The 11,580-nt window shown below is 33.7% G+C and carries 7 protein-coding genes; 5 read left to right on the forward strand and 2 right to left on the reverse strand.

Going from position 1 to position 11,580, the window contains the following annotated elements; genetic code table 11:
* The first annotated feature begins 795 nt into the window (after positions 1 to 795).
* From AOG55_RS04785 to AOG55_RS04800, 4 genes are all read left to right on the forward strand, one after another.
* On the forward strand, positions 796 to 2,562 hold the full coding sequence (locus AOG55_RS04785) for an enoyl-CoA hydratase-related protein (RefSeq protein ID WP_054963785.1): 1,767 nt from the start codon (positions 796 to 798) through the stop codon (positions 2,560 to 2,562).
* 1 nt (position 2,563) lies between these two features.
* Complete coding sequence (locus AOG55_RS04790) at positions 2,564 to 3,694, forward strand: acyl-CoA dehydrogenase family protein (protein ID WP_048101205.1); 1,131 nt, start codon at positions 2,564 to 2,566, stop codon at positions 3,692 to 3,694.
* A gap of 93 nt (positions 3,695 to 3,787) precedes the next feature.
* Positions 3,788 to 4,942: an alpha-hydroxy-acid oxidizing protein gene (locus AOG55_RS04795; RefSeq protein WP_048101206.1), complete on the forward strand. Its 1,155-nt coding sequence runs from the start codon at positions 3,788 to 3,790 to the stop codon at positions 4,940 to 4,942.
* Positions 4,943 to 5,641: 699 nt separating this feature from the next.
* Positions 5,642 to 6,403, forward strand: a complete 762-nt coding sequence (locus AOG55_RS04800) for a crotonase/enoyl-CoA hydratase family protein (protein ID WP_048101207.1) — start codon at positions 5,642 to 5,644, stop codon at positions 6,401 to 6,403.
* A gap of 15 nt (positions 6,404 to 6,418) precedes the next feature.
* Here AOG55_RS04800 and AOG55_RS04805 read toward each other — a convergent pair whose 3' ends face one another.
* Both AOG55_RS04805 and AOG55_RS04810 read right to left on the reverse strand, forming a co-directional pair.
* Positions 6,419 to 7,867: a 4-hydroxyphenylacetate 3-hydroxylase N-terminal domain-containing protein gene (locus AOG55_RS04805; RefSeq protein ID WP_048101370.1), complete on the reverse strand. Its 1,449-nt coding sequence runs from the start codon at positions 7,865 to 7,867 to the stop codon at positions 6,419 to 6,421.
* Between the two features lie 120 nt (positions 7,868 to 7,987).
* Positions 7,988 to 9,652 (reverse strand): AMP-binding protein, encoded by a 1,665-nt coding sequence (locus AOG55_RS04810; protein WP_048101208.1) that lies wholly within the window; start codon positions 9,650 to 9,652, stop codon positions 7,988 to 7,990.
* A gap of 224 nt (positions 9,653 to 9,876) precedes the next feature.
* On the opposite strand from AOG55_RS04810, the gene AOG55_RS04815 reads away from it, so the two are divergent.
* Complete coding sequence (locus AOG55_RS04815) at positions 9,877 to 11,523, forward strand: AMP-binding protein (RefSeq protein ID WP_048101209.1); 1,647 nt, start codon at positions 9,877 to 9,879, stop codon at positions 11,521 to 11,523.
* Positions 11,524 to 11,580: the final 57 nt, after the last annotated feature.

Here is an 11,580-nt window from a genome sequence, read left to right on the forward strand (position 1 = left end):
TTGAATTATTTATTATATTAATAATATAATCATTTTTTATTTCTATTACCTCTGATTGATAAGAATTATGAATTTCAACAATCTTATTTTTTATAATTTTAAAAGGAACACCAATTCTTGATGAAACATATATAAATTCATTTATAACCATTTCTGGTATTATTATAATGCCTATTTTATTTAGTACCTCTTTACATCATTGTGGTATTCCGAATCCTCAATGAATTCATAGATTAATACATTTGTATCTATTATGGCTTCCGTCCTGTTTTTCCCTGTATTCCTCATTTGCTTTGTCTATTTCAGTATTTGTTAATTTTCTCCCAAGCCTATATGTCAATTTGAGTTTATCTTTTTCTATGTTTTTATTTTTATTACAGTTCCTTAATTTTTCGTTTATTAATAGAGAAAGTTTTTTTTATGTACCATATCTTTCTATAGATTCATCAATAAGTTCTTTGTATATATTATCATCCAAAATGATGGTTGTTTTTACCAATTATATTATAAATCGCAATAAATATTTTATGGTAATATGGTTATATGGGCATATAATTCTATATCTCTTTATTATTTAATAATTATATCTGTATGATAGTAATTCCCCTGAATATAGACTTTAATTTTAGTTATGTTATGTTTTACCGGAAAAATATATTAGAATAAAAACGTTTAATTCATGGTACTATGATTAAAAATATTGGAATTATTTTGTATTCTCGGAAAATTAATCAGGAATTTTTATCGCTATGTAGAAGATTACAGTATAAATCAATTTTTTATTACACTTCAGGAATGAATAAAAATAGTGTTAAAAATGAACAGATAGCAGGATTAAACCATATAAATATCATTGAAAATATAAATGATATAATGCCTGCAGAAATAATTTTCTTTTTTATAAATTTAGAAGATAATAATGCTGTGGAGATGCTAAATAAGTTAAAAAGTTCTTTTCATGGCACACTTTGTATTATTCCAGAAAATTTAAAAACCCTTTTATCAGAAGAAAATCCCATTGATTTATCAGGATTGAATATAATAAATTTTCCGGAACTTACATTCACGCCATTTACTGAACTTTTGCCTGGTAAATACATTGGGCATAAAAAAACACATGAAATTATTAATCTCCTTAAAGAAATTGGATATAATACCGTTTTGATAAAAAATGTTTCTGGAATTAATGTACTTGATAGATTTCAAGCTAATTTTTTTAGTTCTGGCATTCAGTTAATTAATAATGGATTTGATAAAAAAACCATTGATGGTGTATTAAAATTTAGATTTGGATTTACTCATGGTATATTTCAGCTTATGGATGTATTTGGAATTGATAAAGTATTTGGCAGGTACGCATCCCTGGGGCTAAATATACCAGATATCCCTGAAAATATGTATAATGCATATCATCACAATAAAGATATGATTAATGGTTTCAGGAATTATATTGATAGAACCAGCCTAATTCCAGAAGATGATATTTATGACATAAATCCATACGATGTAATATCTCCTGTAATTAACCTTGCATCATTTCTTGTTAAGTATGTAAAGCCAGCAGATCTGGATATGTTCCTTAAACAGGATTACGGCTCTCAAAAAGGAATATTTTCCATGGCCGACAGCATAGGAATAAATAATATAGTTGAAAACCTTGATAAAAATTACAAAAAATACAGGCTTAATTTATATAAACCATGTGGAAAATTATTAAAAATGGTTAATAAAAAAAATCTGGGTACCTTGACAGGTACAGGTTTTTATAAATATAACTCTGAAATAATGGATTTTGGCCCTGTAAAGTATAGATCTGTGGATAATTATGCTCATATTCTCATGGATAGGCCTGAAACACTTAATGCACTGAATGATCAAATGTGGGAGGGATTAAGGCTTGCCCTGGAGAGGGCAAATAGTGATGACAATGTTCTTTCCATTATTATTACAGGATCAGGCAGGGCATTTTCTTCAGGCGATGATATAAGAATGATGGAAAACTGGCAAGATTCAATTGATGCGTCATTATGGCTGGATCATTATGCCAACCCACTGATAGATGAAATTAACAGCACAAATAAACCAATAATATCCATAGTTGATGGTATTGCCTTCGGTGGTGGCTGTGAGCTTAACATGCTGTTTGACATTGTAATAGCCAGTGATAGATCAGTTTTTTCTGTTCCCGAGGGATTAATTGGTGCACTTCCACCAATTGCATCTTCTCACGGTATTTCACTTATGGGAAGAAGGTTATTTAGATATCTTTTAACATCAGAATGGATTAATGCCAGGACTGCCAGGGATATAGGCATTGTGGATCTTGTTGTCCCAGCTGAACAACTACCATTTATGATATATGAATTTACTGAAAAAATTCGAAGAAATTCACCAATGTCCATTAAAAATACAAAGAAAATCATAAATGAATATAAGATAAAATTTAGGGGTCTTGAAAGGCTTGCCGGTAATTATCTTGCCATAAATGCCAGCTCTCAGGATTTTAAAAACGCCCAGAGGGCATTTATTAATAAGGAAAAAATAAAATGGAGGGGTAAATAAAATGGATCTTAGTGGAAAACTCAGTGATGAGGAGAACCTCATAAAGAATAACTTTGATGAGTACTGTCAGAAAAATTATGTTCCAAACTATCAGCATTATCTTGATAATCGCGAATTTCCAGTGAAGATTATGAAGGATTTATCCGGGATGCTGTTGCCGCTGACACTTCCCATGGATGTTAATGAAAATGTTGATGATGTAATGCTTGGAATTATTTCCGAGGAGATGGGGAAATATGAGTTCCCATTACCTGCTTTTCTGACCATGCACTTTTCAAGGCTGCTTCCACATATAGGTGATGAAAGTTTAAGGGAAAAATATATACAAAAGTATTTATCAGGTAATTCTGTTATATGCGGGGCATATACAGAACCGGGGCATGGTTCGGATGCATACCATATAACAACCGAGGCCCATAAATCAGAAAATAAATATATAATATCAGGGGAAAAGGCCTTTGTCAGCAATCCAGGTATTGCTGATATTTTTATGGTTTCAACCAGAACTGGCAGTGGTATAAGCATTATTATGCTGGACAGTTCCATGGATGGAATTGAAACATATGAAATAGAAAATATGGCACATATGTTTAAGGGCGAATTTGGTGGCATCAGAATGAATAATGTAGGGGTTCCAGATACCTATCTGGTTGGAGAGGAAAATAAGGGATTTAAGCTTTTAATGGACATTCTTTCAATACAGAGGGTTCATGTTGGTTTATATGCGATTGGCATAGCCGAAAGTGCACTGTCTGAAGCCATTGAATATGCAAAGATGAGGAGGGCCTTTGGGATGCCAATATCAAAATTTGAGGCCGTATCATTCAGGCTGGCCGATGATATGGCAAAAATAGAGTCAATTAGGGCACTTGCCTACAGGGCACTTTCCATGGAGAACCATGGCATGGATAACAGAATAGAGAGTGCGGCTGTTAAGGGGTATGGATGTGAGGTTGCGTTCAATGCTGTTAGTGATGCCCTTCAAACACTTGGTGCTGCCGGATATTCAAAAACATCATCCCTGGAGAGAAAATTCAGGATTTCAAGGGGATTTCTGCTTGGCGATGGCACTCCAGATATACAGAAATTAATTATATCCAGGAAGATATTTGGTAAGGAGTTCAGCCCATAAATTAACAAACCCAGATAAAAGTGGTAAGAAAAATTAACATACTTTTATGTAATTTATACTAAACTTTTATATTATATTTACAATAACATTATTATGAATTATGGAATAGAATCGCAGCTAAAAATATATACCAAAACCAATGAAAATTATGATTTACCAATCTCAATAGAGGATTGGAGAAGAATTGCAATGGAAACCTTAAATAAAAATGCTTGGGGATACCTAGAGGGTGCTGCGGGAAATGAGGATACAATGAATGAGAATAGAAAAGCATTCTTAAGATATTATATCAGACCACGATATTTAAGGAACGTTGAAGGTAGGGACATTTCCATAGAATTATTTGGTAAAAAATTTGATACCCCATTTATACTCGCCCCAATAGGTGTGCAATCAATACTTCATAAGGATGCTGAAATGGCCACTGCAAGGGCTGCAGCAAATTTAAAAATGCCATTTGTTTTGAGCACGGTTTCATCTGTAAGCATAGAGGATATAGCTAAGGAAAATAAAAATAGTGAAAAATGGTTCCAGATTTATCCAGGAAGGGATAAAAAAATAATGAAGAGCATGATAGAACGTGCTGATAATTCTGGATACAGCGCTATAATGGTAACTGTTGATACAACAATGCTTGGCTGGCGCGAAATAGATTTAAAGAATGCATATCTCCCATTTTTGGAGGGTGAGGGAATTGCAAATTATTTAACTGATCCTGAATTTAGGTCAAGGCTTGGAAAAAATCCTGAGGATAATATTCAGGATGCAATAGAGGAATTTTTATTTGTATATGTTAATCCCGGATTTACATGGGAGGATTTTTCAGAAATAAGGAAATGGACTGACCTGCCATTAATTATTAAGGGTATATCTTCATATATGGATGTAAAAAAGGCATTCGAATTAAAAGCCGATGCTGTGGTTATATCAAACCATGGTGGCAGACAGGTTGATGGGGCTATCCCCTCAATAGATGCGTTAAATGAAATAACAGGAAACAATAAAATAAATGGAAGTATATTATTTGACAGCGGAATAAGGCATGCAGCAGATGCTGTGAAGGCCCTCGCTCTTGGGGCAAAGGCAGTTTTAATAGGAAGGCCCTATGCATATGCATTATCCGTTGCAGGTCAGCGTGGTGTTGAATGCTATATGAATTATTTGAGGTCTGAAATGGATCTGGAAATGGGTCTTGCAGGCTATTCATCCATAAAGGAATTAAACAGGGATTGCATATACATAAAATAATTTAATGATATAAGGAATATTCATATATTTCATTTAAATTGTAATGAAATATAATTATAGTTGAATTAATTATACAAATACATATAAAGAATTCAATCCTGTTGTTAAAAACTATTATAATTATAAGAAGAATGGGCGATTTAATTGACATAAATAATGATAATGCTCCAATAAACCATTGAATATAATATTCTGTAATGAAGAAATAATAAAGATTTAAAGGATTTGTAGATAATAAATTAAAGAATTATAAAAGATAATATTCGAAAATTATAATAAATTGGCATAAGGTCTAGTGATTATATATAATAAAGCTTAAGTAGAAAATTAATGTTGGTATGCCAATATTTTAACGAATTAAAATCAATAAAATGCAGATTATTTTGACCTGATATATAAGGCAGAATATCTAAAATTAGGACTAAAAAATTGTAGATTACCAGAAAAACATATATCCAAAATAAGAAACATTTTTTTAAAAATATTTCTGTATAATGTCTTTAATGCCCTATTTGGCAAACATTATCATCTTATTCATCTGGCCATGATTCTAAAACATATCAACACAATGAATGATTTCCATGACAGTAATATATTCAAGAAATGGAAGGATCTTTTAGATAAAAACAAGTATAACAGAAGGGAAATTACATTTTTACTTAGGGTTAATTTAATATTATACTTATATATTTTAGCAAAATGGATGAGGTTATTATAAATAAAAAGGACAGAATAACCATAGTAACAATTAACAGACCAAATGTAAGAAATGCCGTGAATTATAAAACATCCAAAATGTTAGAAAATGCCATGGAAGAATTTAATTCAGATAATGAACAGCATGTATGCATTATAACAGGGAATTGCGGTAATTTTTCATCAGGTGCAGATTTATCTGATGCGGAAAAAATGAGTGGAGAAGTACTTAACAAAAACGGTCCAATGGGTTTTACAAGAATGTTTTTTCAGAAGCCATTAATAGCTGCAATAGAGGGTTACTGTGTTGCAGGAGGTCTGGAAATGGCACTCTCTGCTGACATAAGAATTTCTGGAAAGGATGCAAAATTTGGATTTCTTGAAAGGCGGTTTGGTGTTCCCTTAATAGATGGTGGCACACAGAGATTGCCGAAGATTATAGGAGTTGGGAGGGCACTTGATATGATATTAACTGGCAAGCTTATATCTGCTGATGAAGCCTATAAAATTGGACTGGTGAATTATATAACAGATAATGGAAAGGCGCTGGAAAAGGCCATTGAAATAGCAAAAATTATGGATTCATATCCATGGGATACATTAATAAATGACCGTCTTTCACTTTATAATGGACTTTATGAATCGTTGAATAAAGGTTTAAGAATAGAAGCTGAATTTGGTAAAAAAACCATTGATGGCGGTGCTGTAAGGGATGGTGCAAAAAAATTTATTTCAGGTCACGGGAGACATGGCAAAATGGATTAAAATTATTATTTATAATTATAGTTTATCCCTTATCCCTGCAGAATACTCACCGAGCGCAATGCTATTTGAATAATCATATGATCTGGTTAACTCAAGTATGCTGGCCTCTATTGATCCCTCTGCGTGAATCATTCCTGCAAGATATAATGACCCAAGGGATGAAATGAATTCCCTTAAAGTCTGGAATAATTTAATTCTGTTTATGGTTTCATTTCTATCCCTGCCTGTTAAATATTTTAATAATATATCTTTCTCATCGGGATTCTCAAAATCTTCATATGATGGCATTGTTGCAACCATACCACCGGCAATATCAACTATATTTTTTATGGCATCTGTATAGTTCTGATTTGCAAAAAGCTTTCCAACATTTGTATATATTATATTTGGAATGGCAATGCCGGAGATATTATCATAATTGCATTTATATGCCGCTGCTATTGCATTTGCCCTTAAATTTTCCTTATATTCTATAAGAACGGAAAGGTTTCTTTTTATATTAGATTTATCAGAAACGCCGTTGTATTCTGCAAGCAATTTGCCGGTGCCAATTAAAAAATCAGCAAGTGCTGCCCTGTATGAAAGTGCTGTGAATCTGTGAAACGTGGGGAACATCATGGCAAGAAGCCCTGCAAAATCATATTCACCGTTAAGGAATATCCTGTTATTTGGTATAAATACATTGTCAAATACCGTTACTGTTTCTACCTCCATGTTTTTTCTTCCAATTACTGAAAGGGTGTCATTTTCAACTGTTTCAACCTCCTTCATTGGTCTGGCAAACATGGTAATTCCCTTTGCATTTGCAGGTATAGCAAATGATACTGCATAATCCTTATCTGAAGAATTCATGCTTCTTGTTGGCAGCACTATAAGTTCGTTCGCTGCAATAGACTGTGTTGTATGTGCCTTTGCGCCTGATACATATATGCCGTTTTTGTCCCTTTTTGTTATGTGCAGGTACATATCAGGGTCCTTCTGCTCTGACGGCCTTAATGATCTGTCCCCCTTAACGTCAGTCTGTGCAACCGCAAGGCCCAAATCATTTTTGGCAGCATTATTATAAAAATTTATTACATTTTCATAATAATTGGTATGATATTTTTCATCCACCTTTCTTGATACATACATCAATGCAAAAATGGCATCTGTTCCTATTGCCTGAATAATATTAAACTGCCCCCTCCCCAATCTGGTCGTTTCATATATAAGCTCATGCCTGCGCATTAAGTCCTCCGTATTTCTTGGGATTTTGAAAAATGAACTTGTAACACCCAGATTATTATCATTATAGCAGGTAATTTCTTTATAATCAGAATCTGACTGTAATTTATATATTGAGGATGCATGATCAACCGGCACCTTCAATACATGATGATCCACAACGTCTGTAACCTTCCTTCCACGATAGTAGACAACCCTGCCATCCTTAAGGCTATTTATATAATCCTCAGCTGAAATAATCATGTGAATTCATTACCAATAATTATATATCACTTGCCATTATCCAATTAATAATAATTAATCGGGAAACATAAAAAAATAAAAGTTTGATATTTATAAAAATAAAATAAGCAAAAATTATTACCTATTACCCATTTCCTTTAGTTTTTTTATTATATAATCTTTCATGTTGAATGTGTCATCAGTAATAGCCTGATCCCTTAGCAAATATTTTTGGACTCTGCCTGTTGGTGTCCTCGGCAGGGATTCCACAAATCTAATATAGTTTGGAATCCAGAAATTCGGCATATTTTCCACACAAAAATCTATAATTCTTTCTGCATTTAGATTTTTAGTTTTAGGCACAATTGCTATCATGACCTCTTCATCATGATCCGGTTTTACAGGATATGCTGCTGCATCCCTAATTTCATCCATCTTCAATAATATCTGTTCTATCTCAAATGATGATATATTTTCTCCCCTTCTTCTTATTGAATCCTTTTGCCTATCAACGAAATAAATATTACCATCACTGTCATATTTACCCAGATCTCCAGTATGAAACCACAAGCCTCTGAATGCGTTGATGGTTGCCTCAGGCATTTTATAATACTCCAGGAAGGTTACATATGGCAGTCTGGGTCTAATTACTATTTCCCCAGTTTCTCCCGGCTTTACTGGAAATCCGTTTGGATTCTGAATCTCAACATCGAATGGTGGGGCAGGCATACCACAACTACCTGGTTTGTTTTTTTTATTAATCACATCACTGTATGGGCTTGTTACTGGAATTCCAGCCTCAGTGCTGCCATACCCACCAGTTATGTAGATATTAAATCTTTTCTCAGCCATTTCCCATACTTCCTTAGAAGCATATGCAATGGCAATAATTCTTTCATGGTCTTTTTCCTCAGATGATTCCGGCTGCTTAATAAGCATCTCAAATATGGGCCCCACGGCATGAAAATGCGTGATTCCATATTTTTTTATATCTTTCCAAAAATTTAGGGGATCAAATTTTTCTACCAGAACAATGGTGGCATTAGCCATAATTGCAGATATTGCCGCCAGATCAAGGGCCATTATATGAAATAGGGGCAGGTAAATATAAACAACACTGTCAGCTGAAACACCTCCAGCATCTATCATATCAAGTGCAGTTACAATGAATTGTGCATTGCTCTCCACAACAACCTTTGAACGGCCAGTGGTACCTGATGTAAGTATCATCGCGGCCGGATCATGGCCTTTTAATTCTGTATATATATTTTCCTTCCTATCTGAAAGCAATTCATTTAAAGTTATCATATTATCAATGCCGACGTTAATATTGCTTTGCTCACCAATTAAAATTAAATTTTCCACTGATTTTAAATTTTCTTTAATTTCCAAATAATTTTTTAAAAGTCTAGTATCAACAAATAAAAATTTTGTTTCAGGCATATTTATGTTATATATTAATGGCTCTTTTACAAATCCTGTATTTATTGTAACCGGTATACCGCCGGCCTTAAGTATACCAAGGTATGAAAATAACCATTGGGGAGAATTTAATGCATATATACCTATTCTGTCTCCTTTCTTGGTCCCCATCTTAATAAGTCCCGTAGCAATTCTTGAGCTTATTTCATCGGTTTCTTTATATGAATACCTTTCATTATTAAAAAGAATCAATGTTTTGTCTTTATTTTCCTCAGCTTTTCCTTTTATTAGATCCACTACGGACGGATATAACTCCAAGGCCTGCATATATACATCTTCCTTATAAAAGCCGGTTTTCATTGTTGGATCTGGTGGAAACATATAAAATCTAGCTATTAGAACTTTATAAACCTTTTTTAGTATACAAAAAAATAAAATTAACAGAATTAGCTTTTTATATTCTATTTTATCAATATTTTCATAATTAGATGCAATTGATGATCATAATTTGATTCACTCAAATTAACGGTTAGGCATGGAGCCAATCCTTGGATGTAATAAGGTAATATTAAATATATTTATATATAAACATTGGTTAATTTTTTATGGAACATTATAAATGGTTTAGGATATGGCCAAACTATCTTCCATATACCATAGACTATCCTGACATGAACATATGGAAAATGATGGAAATTTCATCAACGCTATACGGTTCTAAGGACGCCATAATATATTATGGACATAGAATAAAATACAGAGATATTTATACTGATATTAATAATCTGTCCTTGTTTATAAAATCTAAAGGAATTAAGAAGGGAGATAGGGTTGGAATAATGATGCTGAATTCTCCACAGTTTATAATTTCTTTCTTTGCCATAGCGGGTGCAGGTGCCACCATAGTTTTAATGAGTCCTGCACTGGATTACAGCACTGCAAGTTACATCGCAAAAGAAACTGGCATGAAAATGATAATAACAACCTCTGAATTAATAAAAATACCGGAAAAATTGCATGATGAATTAAATATAATTATTATTTGCGGAAACTTAAGAGATTATATAAAAAAACCGGATATACCTGTTCCTGAATTCATAACTGCAGAACATAAAATTGCTGGAATACCATGGGAGGAGGCAATAAAGAAAAGGGAGGGTAAAATAGACCCTAATTCAGAAATGGATGATGAGGCATTGATAGCATACACCTCAGGAACCACCGGAATACCAAAGGGATGTGTTCATACAAATAAATCTGTAATAGCAAATGCCATTGGTGCCTCTGTATGGAGAAGGTTAACCTCATCTGCCAATGAACTTGGTGCTGCGCCATTTTTCCATGTGACAGGCCTTGCATTTTCAATGCTTTCTCCCATTTACTCAGGGGCCACCATAACAATATTAACACGCTGGAACAGTGAGGCCGCAATACAGGCAATAGAAAAATATAGGGTTACACATTTTGTTTCAGTGGCGCCAATGATAGTTGACCTTTTAAACCAAAAAGATCTAAATAAAAGGGATTTTTCATCAATTAGATTTATCGGTGGAGGCGGGGCCGCAATGCCAAAGGTGCTTGCTGAGAAAATGGAGGAATTATTTAACATACCATTTGTTGAGGGCTACGGCATGACCGAGGCCATGGGGCAGACGCATATAAATCCGCCGGAGCACAGAAAACTTCAATGCATAGGTATTCCACAGTTCGGGTACGACGCAAAAATAATATCGCCAGAAACAGGGAAAGTGGTTGAAAATGAAATAGGTGAGATTGTTGTTAACGGTCCCAGCATATTTAAGGGATATCTCAATAAACCTGAGGATACGGAAAATGCATTTATTTCAATAAATGGAAAAAAATTCCTGAGAACAGGAGATATTGGATACATGGACGATGAGGGATCATTTTTTGTTGTTGACCGTTTAAAAAGAATGATTAATCGTGCAGGATTCAAGGTCTGGCCGGCAGAAATTGACAACCTAATGCTTCGCCATCCTGACATACTTGAGGTATGCACAGTAGGAACACCAGATCCAAGGGTTGGAGAAGAGGTAAAGGCATTTGTGGTTTTAAAAGAATCTGGAAAAAATAAAAACATAAGTGAGGAGGAAATTGTGGCATGGGCAAGGGAAAATATAGGTGGCTATAAATATCCACATATGGTAGAGTTTACTGACAGCCTTCCAAAAACAGCATCAGGAAAGGTGGACTGGAAAAAACTGCAGGATAATGAGAGAAATAATTTATGATTATATTAATTTTAAAGTAAAAATGATTAATTTTATATTTAACAGATCGGAAGAGCG

It is taken from the genome of Acidiplasma cupricumulans, assembly GCF_001402935.1.
Taxonomy (GTDB): domain Archaea; phylum Thermoplasmatota; class Thermoplasmata; order Thermoplasmatales; family Thermoplasmataceae; genus Acidiplasma; species Acidiplasma aeolicum.